The 24,118-nt window shown below is 70.0% G+C and carries 25 protein-coding genes; 10 read left to right on the top strand and 15 right to left on the bottom strand.

The annotated features are described in order from the left end of the window. Nucleotides 1-23 precede the first annotated feature (23 nt). Complete coding sequence (gene alaS, locus MUG96_RS17290; RefSeq protein WP_246984756.1) at nt 24-2,861, bottom strand: alanine--tRNA ligase; 2,838 nt, start codon at nt 2,859-2,861, stop codon at nt 24-26. Between the two features lie 169 nt (nt 2,862-3,030). On the opposite strand from alaS, the gene MUG96_RS17285 reads away from it, so the two are divergent. Both MUG96_RS17285 and MUG96_RS17280 read left to right on the top strand, forming a co-directional pair. Then, the gene (locus tag MUG96_RS17285) at nt 3,031-3,543 is read left to right on the top strand and encodes a TspO/MBR family protein (protein ID WP_246984755.1); all 513 of its coding nucleotides are present in this window, start codon (nt 3,031-3,033) and stop codon (nt 3,541-3,543) included. Next, nucleotides 3,540-4,223: a bacteriorhodopsin gene (locus tag MUG96_RS17280; RefSeq protein ID WP_246984752.1), complete on the top strand. Its 684-nt coding sequence runs from the start codon at nt 3,540-3,542 to the stop codon at nt 4,221-4,223. The genes MUG96_RS17285 and MUG96_RS17280 overlap by 4 nt, the downstream gene beginning before the upstream one ends. Here MUG96_RS17280 and MUG96_RS17275 read toward each other — a convergent pair. After that, on the bottom strand, nt 4,181-5,158 hold the full coding sequence (locus tag MUG96_RS17275) for a replication factor C small subunit (protein WP_246984750.1): 978 nt from the start codon (nt 5,156-5,158) through the stop codon (nt 4,181-4,183). The genes MUG96_RS17280 and MUG96_RS17275 overlap by 43 nt on opposite strands. Nucleotides 5,159-5,326: 168 nt before the next feature. Between MUG96_RS17275 and samp2 the strand changes: the two genes are divergently transcribed. Next, nucleotides 5,327-5,536 (top strand): ubiquitin-like small modifier protein SAMP2, encoded by a 210-nt coding sequence (gene samp2, locus MUG96_RS17270; protein ID WP_246984747.1) that lies wholly within the window; start codon nt 5,327-5,329, stop codon nt 5,534-5,536. Nucleotides 5,537-5,603: 67 nt separating this feature from the next. Continuing rightward, nucleotides 5,604-6,026, top strand: a complete 423-nt coding sequence (locus tag MUG96_RS17265) for a GNAT family N-acetyltransferase (RefSeq protein WP_308220110.1) — start codon at nt 5,604-5,606, stop codon at nt 6,024-6,026. Between the two features lie 36 nt (nt 6,027-6,062). On the opposite strand, the gene MUG96_RS17260 is transcribed toward MUG96_RS17265, so the two are convergent. Beyond that, on the bottom strand, nt 6,063-7,436 hold the full coding sequence (locus MUG96_RS17260) for a phosphoglucomutase/phosphomannomutase family protein (RefSeq protein WP_246984745.1): 1,374 nt from the start codon (nt 7,434-7,436) through the stop codon (nt 6,063-6,065). An 83-nt stretch (nt 7,437-7,519) separates the two neighbouring features. On the opposite strand from MUG96_RS17260, the gene MUG96_RS17255 reads away from it, so the two are divergent. Next, the gene (locus MUG96_RS17255; protein ID WP_246984744.1) at nt 7,520-7,696 is read left to right on the top strand and encodes a hypothetical protein; all 177 of its coding nucleotides are present in this window, start codon (nt 7,520-7,522) and stop codon (nt 7,694-7,696) included. On the opposite strand, the gene MUG96_RS17250 is transcribed toward MUG96_RS17255, so the two are convergent. The 3 genes from MUG96_RS17250 to larB form a co-directional block, all read right to left on the bottom strand. Beyond that, nucleotides 7,693-7,935 (bottom strand): GIY-YIG nuclease family protein, encoded by a 243-nt coding sequence (locus tag MUG96_RS17250; RefSeq protein ID WP_246984743.1) that lies wholly within the window; start codon nt 7,933-7,935, stop codon nt 7,693-7,695. The genes MUG96_RS17255 and MUG96_RS17250 overlap by 4 nt on opposite strands. Before the next feature lie 175 nt (nt 7,936-8,110). Then, nucleotides 8,111-8,260, bottom strand: a complete 150-nt coding sequence (locus MUG96_RS24405; protein ID WP_443984559.1) for a DUF7563 family protein — start codon at nt 8,258-8,260, stop codon at nt 8,111-8,113. A 154-nt stretch (nt 8,261-8,414) separates the two neighbouring features. Next, nucleotides 8,415-9,182, bottom strand: a complete 768-nt coding sequence (gene larB, locus MUG96_RS17245; RefSeq protein WP_246984742.1) for a nickel pincer cofactor biosynthesis protein LarB — start codon at nt 9,180-9,182, stop codon at nt 8,415-8,417. A 254-nt stretch (nt 9,183-9,436) separates the two neighbouring features. Between larB and MUG96_RS17240 the strand changes: the two genes are divergently transcribed. Then, nucleotides 9,437-9,604: a DUF1931 domain-containing protein gene (locus MUG96_RS17240; RefSeq protein ID WP_246984741.1), complete on the top strand. Its 168-nt coding sequence runs from the start codon at nt 9,437-9,439 to the stop codon at nt 9,602-9,604. A gap of 121 nt (nt 9,605-9,725) precedes the next feature. Then, on the top strand, nt 9,726-11,354 hold the full coding sequence (locus tag MUG96_RS17235; protein ID WP_246984740.1) for a GMC family oxidoreductase: 1,629 nt from the start codon (nt 9,726-9,728) through the stop codon (nt 11,352-11,354). A gap of 8 nt (nt 11,355-11,362) precedes the next feature. Here the strand turns inward: MUG96_RS17235 and rpiA are convergent, their stop codons facing one another. After that, the gene (gene rpiA, locus MUG96_RS17230; RefSeq protein WP_246984739.1) at nt 11,363-12,049 is read right to left on the bottom strand and encodes a ribose-5-phosphate isomerase RpiA; all 687 of its coding nucleotides are present in this window, start codon (nt 12,047-12,049) and stop codon (nt 11,363-11,365) included. 83 nt (nt 12,050-12,132) lie between these two features. Between rpiA and glmM the strand changes: the two genes are divergently transcribed. After that, entirely contained in the window at nt 12,133-13,437 is a 1,305-nt protein-coding gene (glmM, locus tag MUG96_RS17225; RefSeq protein WP_246984737.1) for a phosphoglucosamine mutase, read from the top strand. 62 nt (nt 13,438-13,499) lie between these two features. Here glmM and MUG96_RS24400 read toward each other — a convergent pair whose 3' ends face one another. Next, nucleotides 13,500-13,658 (bottom strand): DUF7563 family protein, encoded by a 159-nt coding sequence (locus MUG96_RS24400; RefSeq protein WP_428222015.1) that lies wholly within the window; start codon nt 13,656-13,658, stop codon nt 13,500-13,502. A gap of 326 nt (nt 13,659-13,984) precedes the next feature. Here MUG96_RS24400 and MUG96_RS17220 point away from each other — a divergent pair, with 326 nt between their 5' ends. Both MUG96_RS17220 and MUG96_RS17215 read left to right on the top strand, forming a co-directional pair. Then, nucleotides 13,985-14,689 (top strand): SDR family NAD(P)-dependent oxidoreductase, encoded by a 705-nt coding sequence (locus MUG96_RS17220; protein ID WP_246984735.1) that lies wholly within the window; start codon nt 13,985-13,987, stop codon nt 14,687-14,689. A 63-nt stretch (nt 14,690-14,752) separates the two neighbouring features. After that, nucleotides 14,753-15,979, top strand: coding sequence for a DUF2238 domain-containing protein (locus tag MUG96_RS17215; protein WP_246984733.1), 1,227 nt, complete (start codon nt 14,753-14,755; stop codon nt 15,977-15,979). 27 nt (nt 15,980-16,006) lie between these two features. Here MUG96_RS17215 and MUG96_RS17210 read toward each other — a convergent pair whose 3' ends face one another. The 7 genes from MUG96_RS17210 to MUG96_RS17180 form a co-directional block, all read right to left on the bottom strand. Next, nucleotides 16,007-16,741, bottom strand: coding sequence for a GNAT family N-acetyltransferase (locus tag MUG96_RS17210; protein WP_246984731.1), 735 nt, complete (start codon nt 16,739-16,741; stop codon nt 16,007-16,009). Between the two features lie 80 nt (nt 16,742-16,821). Beyond that, entirely contained in the window at nt 16,822-17,505 is a 684-nt protein-coding gene (locus MUG96_RS17205) for a hypothetical protein (protein ID WP_246984729.1), read from the bottom strand. 48 nt (nt 17,506-17,553) lie between these two features. Next, complete coding sequence (locus MUG96_RS17200; protein WP_246984727.1) at nt 17,554-18,684, bottom strand: ORC1-type DNA replication protein; 1,131 nt, start codon at nt 18,682-18,684, stop codon at nt 17,554-17,556. 50 nt (nt 18,685-18,734) lie between these two features. Further along, nucleotides 18,735-20,150: a PAS domain S-box protein gene (locus tag MUG96_RS17195; protein WP_246984725.1), complete on the bottom strand. Its 1,416-nt coding sequence runs from the start codon at nt 20,148-20,150 to the stop codon at nt 18,735-18,737. Between the two features lie 87 nt (nt 20,151-20,237). Continuing rightward, nucleotides 20,238-21,131 carry a cupredoxin domain-containing protein gene (locus MUG96_RS17190; RefSeq protein ID WP_246984722.1) on the bottom strand — a complete coding sequence of 298 codons (894 nt, stop codon included), beginning with the start codon at nt 21,129-21,131 and terminating at the stop codon, nt 20,238-20,240. Between the two features lie 70 nt (nt 21,132-21,201). After that, complete coding sequence (locus MUG96_RS17185) at nt 21,202-23,250, bottom strand: helix-hairpin-helix domain-containing protein (RefSeq protein WP_246984720.1); 2,049 nt, start codon at nt 23,248-23,250, stop codon at nt 21,202-21,204. A 47-nt stretch (nt 23,251-23,297) separates the two neighbouring features. Next, nucleotides 23,298-24,041, bottom strand: coding sequence for a MinD/ParA family ATP-binding protein (locus MUG96_RS17180; protein WP_246984718.1), 744 nt, complete (start codon nt 24,039-24,041; stop codon nt 23,298-23,300). Nucleotides 24,042-24,118: the final 77 nt, after the last annotated feature.

The raw sequence follows: 24,118 nt of genomic DNA, 5'->3' as shown, positions 1-24,118 counted from the left end.
TCGGATGCCCCTTCCGACGGTCCTCAGGCGTTCAGAACCTGCTTGAGGATCGACGGTGCGTCGTCGAGCGCGTCGTCGAGCGCGTCGGCGTCGGGACCGCCGCCCTGTGCGAAGTCCGGCGGGCCGCCACCGCCGCCGCCGACCCGCGAGGCGAGTTCGCCGACGACCTCGCCGGCGTCGACCTCCGACCCGTCGGGGACGGCGACGACGAACTGTGCGCCGCCGGACTCGCTTCCCTCGTCCGCCGAGCCCCCACTCGCGTCGCTCGCGGGGACGCCGTCCGGCGCGCTGCCCACGACTGCGATCTTCCCGTCCTCGACGAGGGCGTTGGCCGTCGCGCGCATCTCGTCCATGTCCGCGTCGAGCCGCTGGATCACGGCCGTCGCGTCGCCGACCTCGACCTCTTCGCCGTCGGCCCCGCCCGCGGCCCGGACCTCCGCCAGCTCCGACTTGAGGTCCTCGATGGTCTTGCCCCGTTCCTTCCACTCGTCGAAGAAGCGGGCGGCGGTCTCGGGCACGTCCCGGGGGTTCACGTCCAGCGTCTCGGCGGCCTCGTAGAGTGCGTCCTCGGTCGCCTGTGTGGCCTCGATGGCCGCCTCGCCGGCGGCGAAGGTGATGCGCTCGACGCCGTCCTGAATGCGCTCGGTCCCCCGAATCTTGATCGTCCCGATGTCGCCGGTCCGGGAGACGTGCGTGCCGCCACAGGCCTGTACGTCGTCGTCGACGTGGATCAGGCGGATCTGCTCGCCGGCCGGGATGCCGCCCTGGTAGAGGTCGAAGCCGTGTTCCTCCTCGGCCTCGTGGCGGTCGGGCCACTCCTGGGTGACCGACGCGTTTTCGGTGACGATACCGTTCGCCAGCCGCTCGATCTCCTTGACCTCCTCGCGGCTGATGGGCTCGTAGTGGCGCACGTCGATGCGCGCGCTGTCGGTGTGTTTCTGCGCGCCGGCCTGCCGGATGTGGTCGCCCAGGACCTCCCGGGCGGCGTGGCCGACGATGTGGGTGGCAGTGTGGTGGCGCATCAGCCGCCGGCGCCGCGTCGCGTCGACCTGCCCGCGGACGAACTCGCCTTTGCCCGGGTCGGCGTCGGTCCGGTGGACGACGGCGCCGTTTCTGGTCTGAACGTCCGTGACCTCGGCGGTCACGTCGTCCGTCGACAGCGTCCCGTGATCCGGCGGCTGCCCACCGCCCTCCGGGTAGAACATCGTCTGGTCGAGCACCACGTCGTATTCACCGTCCTCCCGTTCGAGGACGTCCAGCACGACCGCCTCGAAGTCCGTGCGCTCCTGGTCCTCGTAGTAGAGCCGGTCGGTATCGGGCAGTTCGGCGAGCCGGTCGTCGCCGGCCTCCGCGGCCGCTTCCTCGGCGTCGCCGCCGCCGTGCCGGTCGGCGACCAGCGCGTAGAAATCGTCGGGAATCGCCACGTCGACGTCCTTTTCGGCGGCGATCTCCTCGACCATGTCCGGCTGGATGCCGTGGGAGTCGTAGAGCTCGATGAGTTCGTCGGTGGGGATCGGCTCGCCCCGCTCGGCGTACTCGTCGGCGAGCTGGCGGACCTTCCGTCCACCGCGGTCCAGCGTCTCCCGGTACTTCTCGACCTCCGTGCGGACGATGTCCCGGATCGTGTCGCGGTTCTCGTAGTCCAGCCGCTCGGCCTGCATATCGACGAGTTCGTCCAGCGGCGCGTCGACGCCGACGTTGTCACAGAGCCGCTTCGTCCGCCGGAGGACCATCCGCGCGAGATAGCCCGTGCCGACGTTCGAGGGGACGATACCGTCCCCGAGCATGTACGCGAGCGTCCGGCAGTGATCGGAGATGGCGTAGATGTCCTCCAGCGGTTCGACGAGGTCCCGGAGGCGGTCGACGTCGACGCCCAGTTCCGCGGCGATATCGGCGCGGGCGGCCTCCACGTCGTCCACGTCGTCGATATCGAGACTCCCGGAGAGCCGCGCGGCGTCGTGGATGATCGCCGCCTCCTCGTCGCTGTGGTCGATCCCGGCGTTGTCCGTGAGGAAGTCGATCATGTCCGGGTAGATGGCCTCGTACACCGTGGCCGTGCCCTGGCTCATCCAGGTCCACCGCTCCAGCCCGTAGCCCGTGTCGACGATGTAGGTGTCCATCGGGCTGTAGCGGTTGCCGTCTTTCATCTCGTACTCGCCGTCCGGGTCCTGCTCCATGGACATGAAGACGAGCGTGGCGAGTTCGGCACCGCGGTAGATGACCTCGATGGCCGGGCCGGCGTTGCCGCCGCCCACCCACGGGTCCTCGATGTAGGTGATCTCGTCGAGATTGGCGCCCATCTCCTCGAACAGTTCGTCACAGAGCCGGACCGTCTCGTCCTTCCAGTAGACCTCGCCCTCGTAGGCGTACTGCTCGGGGTCGTCGAGGTCCTCGCGGGCGTTGAACGCGTGGTGGGCCATCATCTCGAAGGCCATGGTGTGGCGCCCGGTCTTGCCGACGTTGTCGATGTCCTGCATCCGGATGCAGGGCTGGCTGATGGTGAGGGGGTTCGCGGGCGGCGGCGTCTCCCCGGAGGTGACGAGCGGCTGGAAGTCGTAGATCGACGCCTGCGTCAGGAGCACGTCGTCGCGCCAGCGGTTGGCGGCGACCGGGTACGGGTCGATGCGCTCGTGGTCGTGGTCCTCGAAGAAAGACAGGAATGCCTCGCGCATCTCCTCCAGCGTGTAGGACTCGGCAAAGCCGGGGTCGTCGATGAAACTGTACTCCGCACAGGGGGGTTCGCCACAGGTCTCGCGGTCCCCGTCCCGCGTCCAGAAGTGGGCCCCACACTCCGGACACTCCTTCCGGACGAAGCCCTCCTCCTCGAAGTAGTCGAGTTGGTACTCCTCCTCGAGACTCATTCGTTGCCACTAGGTGGCCAACCTGAGCCTAAAACAGTTCCGAAGCCCCAGAACGGCCGATCCGAACCCGCTCGAGTCCGGCGGTTTTTGTCACGCCCGCGTGCTGTGGTGCGCCGGCGACTCCCGACCGGGCCGAGGTTTGATATCAGTTCGCGTGGACGGGTTCACCATGTCGTCTTCGATGGCCCGCGTCGCGTCCCTCCCCGACCGCCACCCCGTCGGTTCGCTCGTCGCCACCGTCCTCGCCTGCGAACTCGTCGGCGCCTCCGGCGTCCTCCTGTCGGGGGACGGCGTCACCGCGTGGTACCCGACGCTCGCGAAACCGGCCTTCACACCGCCGAGCTGGGTGTTCGGCCCCGTCTGGACGATCCTCTTTGCCCTGCTCGGGGTCGCGGCGTGGCTCGTCTGGCGGGCTGACCTGGAGCGGAGAGCGGTCCGCGTCGCGCTCGCGATCTTCGCCCTCCAGTACGTCGTTCAGGTCGCGTGGTCGGGGGTGTTCTTCGGCCTGCGCTGGCCGGCCGGCGGTCTCACAGTCATCGCCGTCCTCTGGGTCGGGGTCGTCGCCACCATCGCCGCGTTCGCCCGCGTCGACCGCCGGGCCGCACTCCTGCTCGTTCCCTACCTCGCCTGGGTTTCCTTCGCCGCCGCCCTGAACTACCGGATCTGGCAACTGAACCCATGACGTCGCTGCTCTGGGCCGGTGCCGCCGCCTTCGGCGTCGGGGCGGTGCTCGTCGCCGCCCTCGCCCGCGGCCTCGACGACCACGCCCGCGCAATCGGCGTTATCTGCACGTTCGTCCCGCTCTCTATCGGCACCTGGTACCTTCTGATGGCGACCGGGTTCGCCCTCCGCGTCGGCGACCGCCTCGTCTACTGGGGGCGGTTCGCCGACGGACTGACGGCGATTCCGCTGTTCGTCCTCCTGTTGGCCCTGCTCGCGGACGCCGACCGAACGACGACCGCCACCGGGATGGCAGTCGGCGGTTACACCATGCTCGCGACGCTGCTCGCGACGGTCACGACCGGCACCGCGAAACTCGCGTGGCTCGCGGTCGCCGTCGGCGCCTTCTGCGCGCTCCTGTGGGTCCTCTTTGGCCCGCTCGGCCGGGCGGCCACGTCGTCCGGGCCCACTGTCGCTGCCCTCTTTGCCCGGACGCGGCTGCTCGTCGTCGCCCTCTTTTCGCTGTACCCCGTACTGTGGCTCCTCGGCGAGCCTGGCTTCGCCCTCGCCGCGGGCGAGTGGCTCGTCCCCGCACGGCTGGTCGTCGATGCGGCGCTGAAAATCGGGGTCCCGCTCTCGGTCGTCGGCAGCGACGCGCTTCAGTCGTCCAGCGCGAGCGACGCGAGCAGGGCTTCCAGCTGAATCCGCTCGTTGGCCCCCTCCGTGATGCGGTAGTCGGCCTCGCCGATCCGGTCCAGGAGGACGACGGCGGCCTCGTCGTCGAGGTCGAACTCCCAGACCGAGCGGTGGAGCTGGTCGATGACGTCGCCACCGGCGATCCCCTCCTCGGTGAGGAGCGTGTCGAGCGTCGACCGCGCGGCGACGAAATCGCCGTCCAGCGCCTCCGTGACCATCTCCTCGATCTCCTCGGGCCTGGCCGTCGACGTGATGGCGTAGACCGCCTCGGCGTCGACAGTGTCGCCGGTGACGGAGGCCGCCTGGAGGCCGTTGATGGCCTTCCGCATGTCGCCGTCGGCGGCGTAGACCAGCGCCTCGATTCCGTCGTCGGTCAGCTCGATGCCCTCCTCCTCGGCGATGATGCGGACCTGCTCCTCGACGGCCTCGTCGCCCAGCGGCGCGAAGCGGAAGACCGCACACCGCGACTGGATGGGGTCGATGATCTGACTGGAGTAGTTACACGAGAGGATGAACCGGACGTTGTTGGAGAACTGCTCCATCGTCCGGCGGAGTGCTGACTGAGCATCTGAGGTAAGACTGTCCGCTTCATCAAGGAATATAATGCGGTATTCGGCGCCGCCGAACGACGAGCGGGCGAAGCTCTTGATGCGCTCGCGGACCACGTCGATGCCGCGCTGGTCGGAGGCGTTGAGTTCGAGGAAGTGCTCCTGCCAGTCCTCGCCGTAGAGTTCGCGGGCGACGGCCAGCGCCGCCGTGGACTTGCCGATGCCGGCCTGCCCGGAGAACATGAGGTGGGGGAGGTCGTTGCGCTCGACGTAGCTCTGCAGGCGCTCGGTGATGGTCTCCTGCCCGACGATGTCGTCCAGGTTCTGGGGGCGGTACTTCTCGATCCAGATCTCGTCCCGCCCCGCCCGCGGCTCCGTGTCGGCCTCGCTCATGCTCGAACCCAGGCCCGGGCCGCTCTTAAACTGCGTGGGACCGGGGCGCGGTCGCCGCGCTCGGCCGGCACCTCGTCACGCCGCCGGGCCCTGGTCCGCCTCCAGCACCTGTGCGCTCCGCTTTCGGCGTCCCGATACGCTGAAGCCGCCACGCGCGAACCCTCGCACATGGTCACGGTCGAAGTCGTCGGCGAGGAAACGCGGGAAATCGACCTCGCGGCCCTCGACGCCGCCGAGCCGACCTACGCCGACCTCCTCGACGTCGTCGACTACAGCCCCCACGAGGTGTCGGTGATGGTCGACGGCACCCCCGTCCCGGAGGACCGACCGGTCGACGCCGACCACGTGCGCGTCCTCCGGCTGGTCCGGGGCGGCTAGTGGCGGCCGACGAGGTTACCACGTAGTTACGGCGGATTTTTTGCCGTCGAGGGAGAACCTCGAAGTGATGGACGGCTCCGGTACGGAGGGCGCGGCGGGCGCGGACGGGACCGTCCGGGTCCGACTTGCCACGGTCGACGACCTCCCGGCGGTGATGACGGTCTTCGACGCCGCCGTGCTGGAGACGGACGTGGAGACGGTCCGGCGGGCCATCGACGCCGAGGACGTGTTCGTGGCCGTCGCCGGCGAGCGGGTCCTCGGCGCGCTCCTGCTCGTCGGCGACGAAATCGAGGCCGTCGCCGTCCGGCGGAACCGTCGCGATCAGGGTATCGGGACGGCGCTGGTCGCGGCCGCCACGGAGCGCCGCGAGCGACTCGTCGCCGAGTTCGACGCCCGCGTGCGGCCCTTCTACGAGTCGCTCGGCTTCGCGGTCGAACCGGCCGACGAAACGGGGCGCTATCGCGGCGTGTGGACGGCCGACGACGGGTGAGGCTGACGCCTCGTTGTGCAGCGGTTCCGCGCCCCCCTACACCAGCGGTTCGACGATCTCCCGGCCCGCTGTGAGGAGTTCGGCGACGCGTGCGTCGCTGGTGGCCTCGGCGTAGACCCGGAGTTTCGGCTCGGTCCCGCTCGGCCGGACGAGCAGCCACGAGCCGTCGGCGAGGAAGATCTTGAACCCGTCCACGTCGTTGACGCGCTCGACGGCGCTGCCGGCGATCTCGTCGGGCAGGGCGCCGTCGAGGTCGGCGACGACGCCGGCCTTGCGCTCGTCGGGGCAGTCGACGCTGACCCGGTCCTGGTGGATTTCGCCGTGGTCGGCCTCCAGCCGGTCGACGCGGTCGTCCAGCGACTCGGCGGCGGTGGCGGCGGCCGACAGCAGGGCGAGACAGACGCCGTCCTTGTTGCGGAGGTGGCCGGCGACGCCGAAGCCGCCGGACTCCTCGCCGCCCATCAGCGCCCCCGTCTCGCCCATGGCTTCGGCGACCCACTTGAAGCCGACCGGCGTCTCGGCGACGGACTCACCGTGGGCCTCGGCCACGCGGTCGACGATAGAACTGGTCGAGACGGTCCGGACGGCGCTGCCCTCGTTCGTCTCAAGGAGGTAGTCGTAGACGGCGGCGAAGAAGAGAGAGGGGTCGAGGACGCCACGCTGGGGCGTGACGACGCCGATGCGGTCGGCGTCGCCGTCGTTGGCGATGCCGAGTGCGGCCTCGCTCTCCCGGACGCGCTCGACCAGTTCGTCGAGGCGTTCGGCGCTCGGCTCCGGCGGGGACCCGCCGAACTCGGGGTCCTGCTCGCAGCGGAGCCGTTCGACCTCGGCGCCGGCGGCATCGAGGAGGCGGTCGGTGACGCCCCGGCCGCTCCCGTGCATGGCGTCGTAGACCACCGGCAGGCCGTCGAGGTCGACGCCGACGAACGACTGGAGGTGCTCGACGTACGGGCCGATGAGGTCGGACTCGGTGACGCTCCCGTGTTCGTCTTCGGGGCGATTCTCCGGCTCGGCCAGCCGCGTTTCGATAGCGTCGGTCACGTCGGGGAGGGCCGGCGTCCCGTCCGCGGGGACGAACTTGATACCGTTGTACTCGGGGGGATTGTGCGAAGCGGTGAGGACGAGCCCGCCGACGAGGTCACGGTCCCGGACCGTCCAGGCCAGCGCCGGCGTCGGGCAGTCCCGGTCCGAGAGCAACACGTCGAAGCCGTTCGCACACAGCACGCGGGCCAGTTCCTCGGCGAAGCCCCGGGAGTGCTCCCGCGCGTCGTAGCCGATGCCGACGGTCCCGACTGTACCCTCGTCACGGAGGTACGTGGCGACGGCCTGCCCGACGATCCGCACGCGTCGGTCGGTGAACGTCTCCAGGGTCGCCCGCCAGCCGTCGGTCCCGAACGTGACCTCTTCCATACACGTCAGTCCAGTAGCATCCCGCAAAAAGCTCCCGCAACGGGGCCGAAACCGATTCCTCTCCCCGCCCCGTCCTCCCGGCGATGACCGACGGCAGCGACGTTCGCCGGACCCTCGCCAGCGCGCTCGCGGCCGGCCTCGTCGCGACCGGCCTCGCGGCGCTCGCGTTCGCGCTCGGCGTCCCCCAGTGGCTCGCCATCGGCGGGGGCATCGCCGCCGGGCTCGTGGTCGGCTCGGCCGTCGAGCGCCGGCTCGACTAGTCGATTAGCGACTCCTTCTCGGCCCGCGAGAGCGCCTTGATCTCGTGTTCGCGGGACATCGCGGCCGACCGCGACGCGAACGACTCGACGTGGACGAGGTCGACGGGCGTCCGACCGCGGGTGTACTTGGCGCCCTCGCCGGCGTCGTGTTCCGCGACCCGGCGCTCGACGTCGGTCGTATAGCCCGTGTAGAGCGTGTCGTCGGCACAGCGCAGGACGTAGACGTGGTGGTCGGCCACGGTCCGGAGTGGCCGCCGAGTGGGCAAAAACCCGGCGACGGCTGCGGCTCCGGGTGTCGTCGTGAAGCGGAAAGCGGACCGTCCCGCCGTCGCCGTGACGGTCCGGGCACCGCGGCGCATACGAAGTGGGCTTCGCGTGGTACTCAAACCACGGTTCGGGTGGCCACAGCGGCCGTCATGCTTCGGGGGCGCGCTCGCGAGCAACCTCGGCGATGCCAGCGTTCGCCGAGCAACTCGGGCAGGCGTGGATACGCCCGGTCTCGTCCGCGAAGACCCGAGCGAACTGCTCGGACACGTGCGCGCTACAGTGGTCACACTCTGGCATTTGTGGAGTGCCGACAGCCGTCCGCTGTCGGTACTATACCTTGGGACTGGATACCGTTATACTCGACACCAAACCAGTAAGGCACGCCGCGGAGCGCCGTCAGATCCGGATAATTTGGCCGATTCGCGCGCCGGCCGGGCCGGCGGATCGGCGGTCAGGCGTCGCGGGCGGCGTCGATGGCTCGGGCGACCAGGCCGGCCTGCGCGCCGGCGGTGAAACCGGCGTCGACGTTGACGACTGTGAGGGCGGTACAGGACTGGAGCAGGCCCGAGAGGGCGGCCTCGCCGGCGCCGCCGTGACCGTAGCCGGTAGAGACGGGGAGGCCGATGACCGGGGTGTCCACGAGACCGGCGACGACCGTCGGGAGCGCGCCTTCGCGGCCGGCAGCGACGATCAGCACGTCCAGGTCCCGGAGATCGTCGAGGCGGTCGAACAGGCGGGCGATGCCGGCGACGCCCACGTCGTCGACGCGCTCGACGGCCGCCCCCATCTCGCGGATCACCGCGGCGGCCTCGCCCGCGGGCACCGCGTCGGCCGTGCCGGCGGTGACGATCCCGACGGTGGCGTCGAGGGCTGGCCGCTCGAACTCGGCGCTCGTCGCGACGAGGACGCCGGCCCGGTCGTCGTAGTCGACCGTCGCGTCCGCGTCGTACTCGTGGACGACGCCGGTGACGGTCGCCGCCGCCTCCTCGTCGAGTCGCGTCACGATGGCCCGGCCGGTCGTCTCGACGGCGGTCGTGGCGAGGTCGGCGACCTCCGCCGTCGTCTTCCCGTCGGCTAGCACGGCCTCGGGTACGCCCGCGCGCTTCTCCCGTGCGGCGTCGAACCGTCCCGCGTCGCCGGTCGCGTAGCCAGCCAGCTCCGCCTCCGCCTCTGCGGGGCTGACCTCGCCGGCCGCGACCGCTTCCAGTAACTCGCGCATACTCTCCCTCGCCCCTCGACCCACTCCTACCCATCGACTCCACGCGTGCCCACGGAGCGCGCGCGAGAACGCCGCTCCGGGCCGCGAACGTGAATTCCACCCCGTTTTACCCACAACTCCGTTCGATTACTTATAAATACACTCCGGGTTTAAAAGGTCCACTACCCACAGAACCGCTCAAACCCCCGTGAGCACCGGCGAGAATGGGTTCCTTCAGGAAAGTATTTAAACCACCCATCGGAAAGACGGCCTGTATGGCAGACCTGATCGTCAAAGCCGCCGTGAAGGAAGCGCTCGATGATATGAACGTGGCCTCCGACTTCTACACCGCACTCGACGACGAAGTCGAGGAACTGCTCGAGGACGCCGCGCGACGCGCGGAGTCCAACGACCGAAAGACCGTCCAGCCTCGCGACCTGTAAGGCGTCCACTCGATTCTTTTTTCGCCAGACCCCTGAGCCGCAGCACTGGCCGCTGAAACGCCCGATTCGGCCCCGGTTTTTTAGTGTGCTGGGTGCTTCCACTCGCGGACGGTGTGACCATATGACACGGAACGCTGGCACGTACGACTACGTCGTGGTCGGTGCGGGATCGGCCGGGTGTGTGATGGCGAACAGGCTGTCGGCCGACGGGGACTCGGTGCTCCTGCTGGAGGCCGGCGAACCCGACGACGAGAGCGAAATCACCATTCCGGCGGCGTTCTCGGAGCTGTTCAAAACCGACAGCGACTGGGAGTACTACACCGAGCCACAGTCGGAGATGCACGACCGGGAGCTGTACTGGCCCCGCGGGAAGACCCTCGGTGGGTCCAGTTCGATCAACGCCATGATCTACATCCGTGGCGTGCCCCACGACTACGACACCTGGGCCGAGCGGGGCAACGAGGGCTGGAGCTACGACGACGTGCTCCCCTACTTCAAACGCGGCGAACACTTCGAGTCGGCCGCGGGCGGCGACGCCGGCGAGTACCACGGCACGGGCGGCCCGCTGAACGTCACCGACCCCGAGGACCCCCGGGGGCTCGCCCAGCGGTTCGTCGACGGCGCGACCGAGGTCGGCATCCCCCGCAACGACGACTTCAACGGCGCCACCCAGGAGGGCGTCGGCTACTACCACCTCACCCAGAAAGACGGGAAACGCTGGAGCGCCGCCGACGCCTACCTCAAGCCGGTGCTCGACCGGCCGAACCTGACCGCAGAGACCGGCGCGCAGGTCACCCGGGTCACGTTCGACGGTGACCGCGCCAGCGGCGTCGAGTTCGAGCAGAACGGGACCCGCTACGAGGCGGCCGCCGACGGCGAGGTCGTCCTCACGGCCGGCGCCGTCAACTCCCCGCAACTGCTCATGCTCTCGGGCATCGGTCCCGCCGACCACCTCGAAGACCACGGCATCGAGGTCCAGCAGGACCTGCCCGGCGTCGGCAAGAACCTCCAGGACCACCTCTTCGCTTTCACCGTCTACGAGACCACCGAGACGGACACCCTGGACGAGGCCGAGGGCCTGCTCAACCTCGCGAAGTGGTTCCTGTTCAAGTCCGGGCCGCTCACCTCGAACGTCGCCGAGACCGGCGGGTTCACCTACGTCGACGAGGACGAACCCGCGCCGGACCTGCAGTTCCACTTCGGCCCCGGCTTCTTCATGAACCACGGCTTCGACAACCCCGCGGACGGCCACGGCTTCTCCATCGGTGCGACCCAGCTGCGGCCGGAGAGCCGCGGGGAGATCACTCTCGCTTCCGACGACCCCTTCGACCACCCCGCCATCGACCCCAACTACCTCACCGAGGAGGGGGACATGCACGTCCTCGTCGAGGGCGTCAAGAAGGCACGCGAGATCGCCCAGTCCAGCGCTTTCGACGACATCCGCGGCGAGGAGGTCTGGCCCGGTGCGGACGTGACTACCGACGAGGGAATCCGCGAGCACATCCGCGAGACCGCCCACACCGTCTACCACCCGGTCGGGACCTGCAAGATGGGCGACGACGACATGGCCGTCGTCGACGACCGTCTGCGCGTCCACGGTATCGAGGGCCTCCGCGTCGCCGACGCCTCCGTCATGCCGACCATCTCCAGCGGCAACACCAACGCTCCCGTCATCATGGTCGCGGAGAAGGCCGCCGATCTCCTCTTCGAGGACGTCGGCCGGGAAGCCGAGGCCGTCGCCGCGGAGTAGCCGGCCGGTCAGTCGCCGACGGTTTCGACGCGCACGCCCTCCTCGGTTCCGACGTGTACTGCGTCCGCGAGCCCGACGAACAGGCCGTGCTCGACGACACCGGGGCGTGCCGAGAGGTCCGCTGCCAGCGCGCCCGGCGCGTCGACGGCCCCGAAGTCACAGTCGAGCACGAGGTTCCCGTTGTCGGTGACGACGGGGCCGTCCTTCCGCTCGGCGGCCCGGAGCTCCGGGTCGCCGCCGAGTTCCCGCACGGCGTCGGCGACGGTGCGCCGGGCGTCGGGGAGGACCTCGACTGGAACCGGCACTGCTAGCTGGGCGGCGAGTTTCGAGTCGTCGACGACGAGGACGAGGCGATCGGCGGCGGCGTCGACGATCTTCTCGCGGGCGTGGGCCGCGCCGCCGCCCTTGATGCAGTCGCCGGCGGCGACCTGGTCGGCGCCGTCGATGGCGACGTCGGGCGTGGCGTCGTCGAGCGTCGTCAGCGGCACCCCGACCTCGCGGGCGAGTTCGCGGGCCTGGAAGGAGGTGGGGATGCCGCGGACGTCGAGGCCGGCGTCGACCTGCCGGCCGAGTTCACGGATGGCGAACGCGGTCGTGCTCCCGGTCCCGAGACCGACGACCCGCCCGTCGTCGACGGCTTCGACGGCGGACTCCGCCGCGCGCCGCTTTTTCGCCTCGCTCCCGCCGCGTTTCATACCCGATTCACGCCCGGCCGTGACCAAAAGTCCCCCGACCCAGGAGCCGGATACTTTTGGGGGCGACGGTCGAGGGGTCGGGTATGTTCGGAACGAGCGGCATCCGCGGCCCGGTGGGGGAGACGGTGACGGCCGAACTGGCGCTGTCGGTCGGGCGCGCGCTCGGCGTCGAGGCCGAGCGGGTCGTCGTCGGCCGGGACGCCCGCGAGAGCGGCCGGCTGCTGACCGACGCGCTCACTGCCGGCCTCCGGGAGTCCGGCACCGACGCCGTCGATCTCGGGCTGGCGGCGACCCCGACGGTCGCCCGCGCCGTCGGCTGGGAGGACGCCGACGCCGGCGTCGCCATCACGGCCTCGCACAACCCGCCCGCGGACAATGGGCTCAAACTCTGGCAACCGAGCGGGCAGGCCTTCGACGAACCCCGCCGGGAGCGCATCAGCGAGCGGGTCCGCGAGGACGCCGCCGACCTCCGGGCGTGGGACGACCTGGGCGGGCGCGAGTCGGCCGACGCCCGCGAGCGCCACGTCGAGGCCCTCGCCGACGCCGTGGCCGTCGACGACCCGCCGACGGTGGTCGTCGACGTGGGCAACGGCGCCGGTGGCGTCACCGTCGACGCCCTCCAGCGGCTCGGCTGCCACGTGGAGACGCTGAACGCCCAGCCGGACGGCGCGTTCCCGGGTCGACCGAGCGAGCCGACCGCCGAGCACTGCACGTCGCTCGCGTCGCTCGTCGCCGAGAGCGACGCCGACCTCGGCATCGCCCACGACGGGGACGCCGACCGCACCCGCGCCGTCGCCGGCGACGGCACCTACCTCTCCGGGGACGTGACGCTCGCGCTGTTCGCCCGGGCGGCCGCGAGCGAGGGCGACCGCGTCGCCGCGCCGGTCGACACCAGCCTCGCCGTCGACGACCACCTCGCCGAGGCTGGCGTGTCGGTCACCAGAACGAAGGTCGGGGACGTGTACGTGGCCGAGCGTGTGACCGACGAGGGCGTCGTCTTCGGCGGCGAGCCCAGCGGCGCGTGGATCTGGCCCGACGCGACGCTGTGCCCGGACGGGCCGCTGGCGGCCTGCAAACTCGCCGCGCTCGCGAGCGACCGACCACTGGCGGAACGGGCCGCCGAGGTGGAGACCTATCCGATTCGCCGGGACAGCGTCGGGACCGACGAGAAGCGGGCGGTGATGGAGCGGGTCGCCGAGCGCGTCACCGCGGCGTACGAGGACGTGTCGACGCTCGATGGCGTCCGCGTCGACCTGGGCGACGGCTGGTTCCTCCTGCGAGCCAGCGGGACACAGCCGCTCGTCCGCATCACGGCCGAAGCCCGCGACGAAACGCGGGCGGACGCGGTCTTCGCCGAGGCCCGGGACGTGCTCGACGCTGCGGTGTGACGAACCGGGCGAGCGACCGCTCCGAGGTATCGAGGGTGGGTCGAGAAGAGGGGGGTGGTTCCTTACCCGCGTCGCGTCGAGCGCGCCTGTCGAACGTCCGCACCGTCGCGAATCTTGTCCTCACACTGCGGGCAGACCCGTGGTTTCTGGATGCCGTTCGGTGTAAACACCCGTGCATAGGCGGCCGTTACAAAAGCGCCGCAGTTCTGACATTCCGGCATACACCACCCCCAAAGGAAGGGCTCCTCTTAACTTTGGGTGGTGTGGGATAACCCGTGACATACACCCGGGGCCGAGGGCGATAAAAACCGGACGTGACGGCCGCAACTGCCGGCAACCTTTTCCGGGTTTTTTCCTACGTGCGTGATTTTTCGGTGTCGCTGCTATCGCGCGCCGACATCTAGCTATTGTGGTAATTCTGCGTGTCGGGCGGCCGACAGGGGGTGGCGGGCACCGGGCGGTGGGGTCGCTGGCGGGGCGACCGCGGCGGGCCCGCCAGTCGGGACGGCGGGGGACGACTTTTGCCGATGGCCGCCACAGGACGGGTATGGCACGCACTGTCGTCGTCGCTGGCGTCGGTCCCGGCCTCGGTGAATCGCTCGCCCGCAAGTTCGCCGCCGAGGGCTGTTCGGTCGGCCTGCTCGCCCGGAGCGGGGACTACCTCGCCGACCTCGCCGCCGACCTCGGGGACAGCGCCGGCGACGCCGTCGCCGTGGAGTGTGATCTCGCCGACCCCAACGACATCGCGGCCGCCTTCGACGACGTTCGGGAGGCCTTCGGTCCGGTCGACGTGCTGGTCAACCACGCCAGCGCCGCCCCGTGGAAGGGGCTGGAGGCCGTCTCGGACGCGGAGTTCCAGCGGGCCCTCGACGTGGGTCCCCGCGCCGCCCTGCACTGCTCGCAGGAGGCCGTCGCCGATATGCGCGAGAGCGAGGGCGACGGGACGATCATCTTCACCGGCGCGACCACGTCGGTCCGGGGCCGCGAGAACGCCATCGGCTTCTCGGCCGCCAAGTTCGCCTGCCGCGGCATGGCCGAGTCGATGGCCCGCGAACTCGGCCCGGAGGGGATTCACGTCGCCCACGTCGTCATCGACGGGCAGATTCTCCCGTCGGACGGACCCGGCGACCGTGACACCGCGGAGTTCCTCGACCCCGACGCCATCGCGGAGAGCTACTGGCACCTCGTCGAGCAGGACCGCTCGGCGTGGACGCTCGAACTCGACCTCCGGCCCCACGTCGAGGAGTTCTGAGCGGGCCGGGCGGGAGTCGGCTCCCCTCCAAAACATAAGGCCGTCGAGCGACTGCCCCCGACCGTGCCCTCGCTCGACCGACTCCTGGGGAACGAACGGCTCAACGCCGCGCTGGCGTGGGCCGCGGTGGTGGGACTGGTCGTCGGAGCCGTCGTGAGCGTCGTCGGTGGCGATCCGCTCTGGGCTGGGTTCGCCCTCGTCGCCGCCGCAGTCGCGGTCGGGCCGGCGGTCACCCGCCGGTCGCGGACGACGATGCTCCGGTGGGAGATGCTCGCGGTCGTGCTGGTCGCCGTGCTCGTTCGCGCGTTCGGGTTCTACGTCTCGCCGGCGGGCTACGTCGCGACCGCGGGCCTCGCGCTGGTGGTCGCGGTCCAGCTCGACGCGTTCACGGCCGTCGAGATGACGCCGCGGTTCGGCGTCCTCTTCGTCACGGTCGCGACCGCCGCGTTCGCCGGCGTCTGGGGGGTCGTCGAGTTCACCGCCGACGCTCTCCTCGGGACCGCCTTCCTCGCGGACGTGAACGAACTGATGTGGGACCTGGTGCTGGCGACGGCCGTCGGCCTCGTCGCCGGCCTCTGTTTCGACCTCTACCTCCGGGCGAGCGACCACGAGCGGACGGGACCGACGGTGGCCCCCGACCGGGGCGACCCTGGGAGCCGGGGGCGCCGGACCGCACTCGGCGGCTCGACGCTCCGGTACGTCGTCCGCGGAATGCAGGCGTTCCTCGTGCTGGCGACCGTCTACGCCGTTGCGACCGTCCAGTACACGCTGATCGTCAACACCGGCGTCCCGCTCGCGCTGGCCGCGTTCCCGACGCTGGTCCGCTGGCGGTACGACCGCGACCTCAGCGCCGGCCTCGCGCTGTGGATCGCGACCGCCGCGGTGCTGCACGCCCTCGGCGCGCTCGGTCTCTACGCGTGGTTCGGCTGGTACGACCAGGTGACACACACGGTGTCGGCCTCGCTGGTGGCCGGCGTCGGCTACGCCATCGTCGGCGCGCTCGAGCGCTACTCCACGGCGGTCGAGTTCCCGCCCCGCTTCCGTGTCCTGCTCGTGCTCCTCTTCGTCCTCGGTATCGGGGTGGCCTGGGAGATCCTGGAGTTCGCCACCGGCGGCATCGCAGCCCTCGTCGGCGGCGAACCCGTCCTGGCGCAGTACGGCCTCCGCGATATCGCGCTCGACCTCGTCTTCGACGTCGTCGGCGGCCTGCTCGTCGCCCTCTGGGGGACGCGGTACTTCGACGACGTCGCGAACGGGCTCGCCCGAAGGCTTCACCTCCACGGGGAGTAGCGGGCGTGACCGCGGCCGCTCGTGCGTTCACGTCGTCTCGTGGGCCATCATGATCTCGTCGACGTACTCGCCGTCGATGGTGTAGTGGTCCCGGCGGATGGCCTCGGTGTGCCAGCCGTGGTCGTCGAGGAACTCGATGGCGGGCTCGTTCGTCACCGGAACGCTGTTGTACAGTTTCCGGTAGCCGTTGGCTTCCGCCCACTCCATGCCGCGCCGGAGGAGCAGGCTCCCGATCCCGTGGCCGCGACACTCCTCGTGGACGCCGACGGTCAACTGGGCCGTCTCCTGGAGCGAGGAGAGCTGTGGCAGGTCGAGATGCGTCCAGCCGATCACCGTGTCGTCGCGGACCGCGACGAAGAACACCCGCGATTTCACCCGGTTGTGCCGCGTGACGGCGTCCTCGTGGAGCAGTTGCTCCGCGACGCTCTCGGCGACGACGTACGTGTCCCGCGCCGTCACGTCGCGGATGGTCTCGAGGACGCCCTCGAAGTCGGCCTGTCGGCCCGGGCGGATCACGACCTGGCCCACCGGCGTCTCGTGTTCCTCCACCGCACCCACGTCCAGCGCGACCCGGAGCGTTCCGCCGTCGTCCTCGATGTAGCCGCGCGACTGGAGCTGCTCGAGGTGCTCCCGAAACTCCTCGGCTGAGGCCGACACCACGTCCAGGACGACGTTTCGCTTCGCCGTCCCGTGTCGCTCGACGTACTCGTAGATTTCCGCGCTCGTCTCGGAGTCGAACGTCGGCCGATTCGTCGCCTCCATACCCCGCGTTGGGCCACCAGCCGCTTAGCTCTTGTTGTGAGTTACCAAATAACACGAAAAGGCGGCCACGATCCGCCGTCTCACTCCGAGACGGGGTCGACGCCGATGGCGAGCGAGCGGTCGCAGGTCGCGGTGAACGTCTCCTCGACCCGTTCGTCGCGGTCGGCGTATCGGATCAGCGTCACCGCGTCGAGGCCGCGTGGCACCTCGAAGGGCAGGACGGCGCTCCGTGACTCGTCGGGCGGCAGATCGAATCCGGGCTCGAACACGGCATCGAGCCCGAACAGCGTGACTTCCTCGAACCACGTGAGATCGCCAGCGGTCAGCCGGACGCCGAAGAGGTCGTAGGGCGCGACCCGAATCTCGCGGTCGGTCGCGTTCGAGAGTTCGAGCCGGAAGACGACGTAGGCCTGCCCCCGCGTGGCGGTGTACTGGACGTACTCGGAGTCGGCGGCCGCCATCGACGGCTGGGCGCGGGCGTTCCAGCGGACCGCGACCGTTCGTTCCGCGTCGTCGTCGACGCTCCCGTCGACCGACACCGGGATCGGGTCGACGTCGCCGGTCGCGTTCGTGATCCGACACCCGGCCTGCTCCGGCGTCGCCGTGTCGGTGGCCGTGCCGGTGGTCGCGGCAGTCTCGGTGGCCGCGTCCGTCGCGGACTCGGGGCTGCCTGCACCGCCGGTACCGTTGCACCCGGCGAGACCGCCGACGAGCGCGAGCGCGCCGCTCGCGAGTAGCCGGCGACGGCTAACGCGTCGTGACATGGGGTGTGGTCGTGGTCGCTCGGGATAACGGTGCGGGCCGTTTCGCTCTCAGAGCCGGTCCAGCACGGCCTCGGGGTCGTATTCCAGCGTGAGTTCCCGCGAGCGGCCGCGGCCGTCGACGTCGGTGTAGGTGGCGTCGACGATGCCCAGTCGGTCGAGTTTGTTGATGATCTCGGAGTAGCGGGTGTAGCCGAGGTCGGTCCGCTCGTGGAAGGCCTCGTACACGTCGCCGGCCTGTTCGCCGGAGTGGTCGGCGATGACCTCCACGAGCGCGCTCTCGGAGTCCGAGAGGCCGCGCAACGCCCGCGAGAGGTGGACGTACTTCGATTTGTCGTACGCCGTCTCGACGTCCTCGGTGTCCACCTCGGTCGCGCCGCGCATCTCGGCGTTGAGGCCGGCCCGCCGCAGGAGGTCGATGCCGACCCGGAGGTCGCCGTTGGACTCGGCAGTGAGCGCCGCCACCCTGTCCATCACGGTCGGCCCGACCGCCCCCTCCCGGAAGCCGCGCTCGACTCGCTCGTTCAGGATGTCGACGATCTCGCCCTCGTCGTAGGTCGGGAAGTACACCTCCTCCGGGCGGAAGACGGACTGCACGCGGCCGTCGAGTTCCTCGATCACGTCCAGATCGAGGTCCGAGGAGATGCAGATGACGCCGATCTTCGCGCCGGCGTGTTCCTCGTGGGCGCGCAACAGTGAGTACAGCGTGTCCGACGCCTCGTTCTCGTAGAAGAGGTAGTTCACGTCGTCGAGCGCCACGACCAGGACCTCCTCGTCGTCGACGAGGCGGTCGGTGATCTGCCCGAACAGCTTCTTGAAGGAGATACCCGAGGAGGGCGGTTCGTAGTCGAAGATCCCCTCGAACAACCTGGAGAAGACGGAGTAGCGGGTGGCGTTGACCTGGCAGTTCACCTGGACGGCCCGCACGTCGGTCGTCTCGGCCCGGAGTTCGGTGAACAGCTTCTTGACGGCCGTCGTCTTCCCGGTCCCGGGCGGCCCGCGGGCGATGACGTTCAGCGGCCGCGACCCGCGGACGGCCGGCCGGAGCGCGTACTTCAGGCTCTCCATCTGACTGTCCCGGTGGAGAAAGGTCTCGGGGAGGTAGTCGATCTCGAAGACGTGTTCGTCGCGGAAGACGGACTCGTCCCACCCGAGCATCCCCTCCTCGGGATCGTCGTCCATTTCACTTTCACCGAGCCGCCCGGCCCACTTAATCCTTCGGCAGCGGCCGCTCAGGCCGCGGGGAGTTCGACGACGAACACCGCGCCGTCGGGCTCGTTGTCGGCGACGTGGACCGCCCCGCCGTACCCCTCGACCAGGGTGTGGACGAGGTAGAGCCCGATTCCCGACCCGGGACTGTCGAGCCCGCGGTCGCCCTTCCCGAAGATCTGTTCTTTCTGGTCGTCTGGGACCCCCGGCCCGTTGTCGGCGACCCGAACGGTCACTGTGTCCCCCGTCTCGGTCGCGGTGACGGTCACGACGGGGGTGTCCTTGTCGTTGTGCTGGACGGCGTTGTTGATCAGGTTCCGGAACACCGAGGAGAGCATATCGTCGGCCAGTACCGTCGCCGCGGGCAGCGGCGTCTCCAGGTCGATTCTCGCCCCGGGGTAGGACTCCCGGCGTCGTTCGACCTCCTCGCGCAGGGTCTCGGCGACCCGGATGGGGCGTCGGTCCACGTCACGCTCGCCGACGACGACCTCGACGTGTTCGCGTGCGATGTCGGTGAGTTCGACGACGTGTTCGCTCGCGCGAAGGACCCGCTGCAGCGAGTCCCGGCCGGCGTCGTCGACGTGGGTCTCGAGTTCCTCCAGCCAGGCGAGGACGACCGTCATGTCGTTGCGGATGTCGTGGCGGACGACGCGGTTGAGCACTTCCATCTGTTCGGTCCGGCGCTCCAGTTCGTCCTCGTATCGCCGCCGCTCCGAGACGTCCCGGACCGTCGCGACGACGCTCTCCAGTTCCCCGTCCTCGCGGACCGCGGACAGCCGGATCTCGGTGGCTTCGAAGACGCCGTTCGGGGACTCGACCTCGATCCGTCGGTGCTCGGCGTCGTCCGCGACGAACGACGCGAGCGCCTCGCGGAACGCGTCGACCGGCGGGTCATTCGTCAGTCCACGGTCGGTGAAGACGTCGACCGTGTCGCCGACCCACGCCTCGCGTGGAACGCCCGTCGTCTCGACGACGCGCCGGTTGACGTACTCGATCGTCCCGTCCGTGTCGAACACGTACATCCCGTCGCCGGCGTTCTCGACGAACGTCTCGTACCGGTTCACCCGCTCTTCGACCGCTTTCCGGTCCGAGATGTCCCGAACGCTCGCGAGGACGTACGACGCTCCGCCCGTCTCGACCCTGGAGAGCGTGACTTCGACCCAGAACGGTTCGCCGTCCGCACGCTGGTTTTGCCACTCGAAGGTCCGTTGCCCGCGCGTGTCGGCGTCGGTGACGAGCGTCTCGGGCGACGCCGGCGGGTCCCAGTCGTCGGCCGTCAGATCCGTCACGTCCAGTTCGAGCAACTCCTCCCGACTGTACCCGTGTAACTCACAGTACGCGTCGTTGGCGTCGACGATTTCCCCCGTCTCCGGGTCGTGGACGACGAGGCCGTCCGCGACCCCGTCGAACAGCGCCCGGTAATCCAGTTCGGCGGCCACGACTCCAGAATCGAGTCGGCGCGCACCTATCCCTGTCGGCCGTTTCAGTGGTCGATATCCACCGAGGTCGCCGGGGCCCCCTCGCCGTCAGTTCCCGTCGGGCGTCGGCGTTGGCGTCTCGCTCCCGCTCTCGCCGCCACCACCCTCCCCGCCGACCTCGGCGGGGACGAGCGTCAGCCGCTTGCTCTCGTCGGCGAGGTCGGCCCACGAGACGCTGCCCTGGGAGGCGATGTTATCGGGCGCCATCGCCGGGTCCTCGTAGACCAGCGCGGCGGTGAACTCGGGCGGGCGCGCTCGCTCGCCGCCCGGCGCCTCGCCGATGGGGCTCGCACCCGGGCCGGTCGCCGACCCGACCACGATGCGGCCGACCATCCCGAAGACCTCGTGGGGTGCACACATGTAGTCGTAGACGCCCTCCTCCTCGAAGGTGTAGAGCCAGTAGTCGCCGCCCGTCAGCACCGGCGAGGAGAACGGCGGCACGCCATCCGGGACGCGCTGGGTGTACCCCAGCCCCGGGTGGTAGGCGTTGACGTTGTGGTGGGGCGTGTTCATCTGGAACTTCACCGTGTCACCGGGCTCGACCGTCAGCCCGACCGGCTCGAAGTAGAACTGCGGGATCGGCCGCCCCTCGACGGGCTGTATCTCGCAGGTCACCGTGTGGTCCGGTTCGACCGGCGGGGTCTCCTCCGGCGAGGTCGCCGTGTAGCCGAACCGCGCGCCGATCTCGCTGCCTGCGTCGCTGTCCGTGTCACCCTCGTCCTGTGTCGTGGTCGTCTCTTGCATCGTCTCGGTTGCCGTGGCTGCGTCGGTTGTCGTGTCCGTACTGCCCGTGGTCGTCGTGTCGTTACTGCCGCCCGAACAGCCGGCGACTGCCATCGCGCCGACCGTTCCGAGTCCCGACAGCAGCTTCCGACGGTCGTAGGCGTACCGACCGTCGTACTCGCTGCCGTCCGTCAGCTCATCGTCTACCTCGTCTGACATCATATTCTCGAACTCGGTAGAAGGTTCTGTGGGTTTCTATTGCGGCAATACTAGTGACTTTCAGCGCCGTTCAGTCGAACTTATCGAGCAATTGATTATAAAACCCCTGCTCTTCGTCGGCGCCGTCGCCGTCGGCGAGCTTCTCGACGATGAGTTCCGGCGTCGACCGGGCCAGTTGGCCCTTCACCGGCGAGCGGTTGACGCGGAGTTCGCCGTCTTCGAGCCCGAGCGCCTGGATGCCGTCGATCTGGACCGTGAAGTCGGCGGTCTCGCGTATCTCCCGGGCCAGGTGGGACACGAAGACCGCCGTTGCCCCCCGCTCGTGGAGGGCTTCGAGGATGCCCGCCACGATCTTCGCGCTCGCGCCCGGTTCCGTGATGGATTCGAGTTCGTCCACGAGGACGAGCGTGCCGGCGCCGCGGTCGTCCTCCGTTCCACCGCCGTCGCCGGTGTCGCCCGCACCCTCGCCGCCTCCGTCGCCGACGCCGGTCACGAGTCCGCCGAACTCCCGGAGCGTGGATTCGAAGGCGCCGGCGTCGAGCGTCCCCTGCGTCTTGGCGTGGTAGTGCAGTGCCGTGACCCGCTCGACGCGGGCGCGGTCGGCCGGCACGGGCAGACCCATGTGTGCGAGCAGAACCACCAGCGCGACGAGGTCCAGCGTCGACGTCTTCCCGCCGGAGTTGACCCCCGAGAGGATCGTCACGCCCGTCACGTCGTAGTCCACCGGCTCCAAGTCCTCGAAGGCCACGTCCAAAAGCGGCGAGCGGCCGCCCTCGATGGCGACGCCCGCCCCGCCCAGTTCGGGCATCGTGCAGTCGAAGTCGCCGGCGAACCGGGCGACGGCGAGTTCCACGTCCAGGTCGAGCGCGGCGTCCACGAGCGCCCGTGCGTCCTCGCGGGCGTCGGCGAGGTCGCCGGCTACCTCGCGTTTCAGCCGTGTCGCGCGACGGTCCCGGGCGGCGGTGAGTTCCTCGCGGAGGCGGCTCACCACGTCCTCGTCGCGGGTCACGGGGAAGGTCGGCTCGTCGGGGAACGCCCGCCGGGCGATGGCCGCCGTGTCGGTCAACTGGAGGGCGTCGACGAGGTGGTCGCGGGCGGCCGCGACGGCGTCTGCGTACTCGTCGGCCAGTTCCCGCTGGAGCAGGGAGTCGACGCCCGCGCCCCGCTCGACGAGCGAGAGCAGGTCCGAGCCCTCGATAGTCACGTCTTTCTCCTCGATGGCCTCGCGCAGGCGGTCGTTGGCGACGCTCTCGGCGGTCGAGACGGCGGCGTCGAGGTCGTCGACCGCCGTTCCCAACCGATCCAGTTCGTCGTCGCCCCGGACCGTTCCGTCCTCGTCGAGGCGGTCGAGGGCGTCCTCCAGGGCGTCGAGGTCGCAGGGCGGGTCGAGGTCGGCGTGGCGGTGGACCCGCGCGGCCGCCCGGAGGCTGTCGCGGTTGCGGGCGAAGAAGGTCAGCACGCGCTCCGGGACGACCGCGGCTGGGTCGTCGAGGGCGTCGGGCTGGACGCGCACGTCGCCGTCGAGGTCGACGCCGGCGAAGGCCTCGTCCAGCGCGATGACGGTCGAATAGCCGCGGGCGAGCTCCGAGAGGTTCCGCGCGTCGTCGACGAGCTCGACGCTGACCTCGGGGATAACCTCCTGGGCACGGGCGTAGGTCTCGGCGTCGCTCGTCGCGAGACAGCGGTCCCGGACGCGCACGTCACCCGGCTCTTCGAGGGGCTCGACGGCGGCGAGTGCGTCCAGCACGGCCGCGTCGGGGTCGCGGGCCATCGCGTCGGCCGCGAACGCGCGGACCTCGTCGATGCGCGACCGGACGGCGCTGGGATAGAGCGTCTCCAGCCGGCGAGCGCCGTAGTCGGTGACGGTACGGTCCTGCAGGAGGGCGAGCGCGTCGCGGTAGAGTTCGCGGGTGCGGTCGGTCCCGAGGAAGCCGCCGGGATCGTCGTGCTCGGCGCGGATGGCCCCGCGGGCGATGCGTGCGGCACGCCCCTCGCTGATGCCGGGGGCGCGGGCGATGGCGGCCACGTCGCCCTCGCGGAGGGCACGCTCGGGGTCGTCGAGGTCGGCCAGCCGCGTCGCGGTCTTCTCGCCGACGCCCGGAATCGCTTCGAAGTCCATCGGACGGACGCCACTACCTCCCGGACGACAAAAGAGTTCTCGGATCCTCAGTTCGCGACCGTGTCCCCGTCGAGGTCGGACACGTCCACAGTGTCGTCGTCCGCGACGGGTTCGCTGACGGGGAGGTCGTGGGCTACTCGCCGGTAGGCGGCGGCCGCGTCGCTGGCCGGCGCCGTCGCGGCCGGCTGGTCGTGACCCTCGGGGTGGTCGGCCACGCCGTACCAGCGGTCCACGCCTATGCGGTCGGCGACGGCCCTGGCTACCTCGCGGTCGCCGGTCCGCTGGACGACGAGGCTGGTGACGGGACAGTCGACGCGCTCGGCGAACCGGGCCGTCCGCTCGGCGTCGGTCACCGCCACCTCGTCGGCCGTGGTCACGACGACGGTGCCGTCGGCCTCCTCGTGTGTCACGTGTGTCTCGCGGCTGACCCCCGGCCCCGTATCGACCAGCACCACGTCGAAGGGAACCCGAACCGTGCTGAGCACCTTCCGGAGCCGGTCCGGTTCGGCGTTCGCGTACGACTCCAGGTCGCGCGCTCCCATCAGCACGGCCATGCCGTTCGGCCCCTCGACGAGTGCCTCCCGTAGCGATGCCTCACCGGCCAGCACCTCGTGGATGCCCGGTTCGTGGTCCAGGTCGACCCGCTGTCCGAGGTTCGTCATCGCGAGGTCGGCGTCGACCAGCCCCACCTGATAGCCCCGCTGTGACAGCGCCACCCCGAGATTGATCGCGGTCGTCGTCTTTCCCACACCGCCCTTGCCCCCGGCGATGCCGTAGACGGTCCCCCCCATCGTTCTCTCCGTACGCCCGCCCCCCGAAAGGAATGATGCCGGCTCATTCCGGCTGTTTAAAACCTTTGGTCGTTTCG

The sequence above is a fragment of the Halorientalis marina genome, from assembly GCF_023028345.1.
Taxonomy (GTDB): domain Archaea; phylum Halobacteriota; class Halobacteria; order Halobacteriales; family Haloarculaceae; genus Halorientalis; species Halorientalis marina.
The sequence above is the reverse complement of the archived record's forward strand: the minus strand, read 5'-3'. Positions and strand labels throughout refer to the sequence as shown.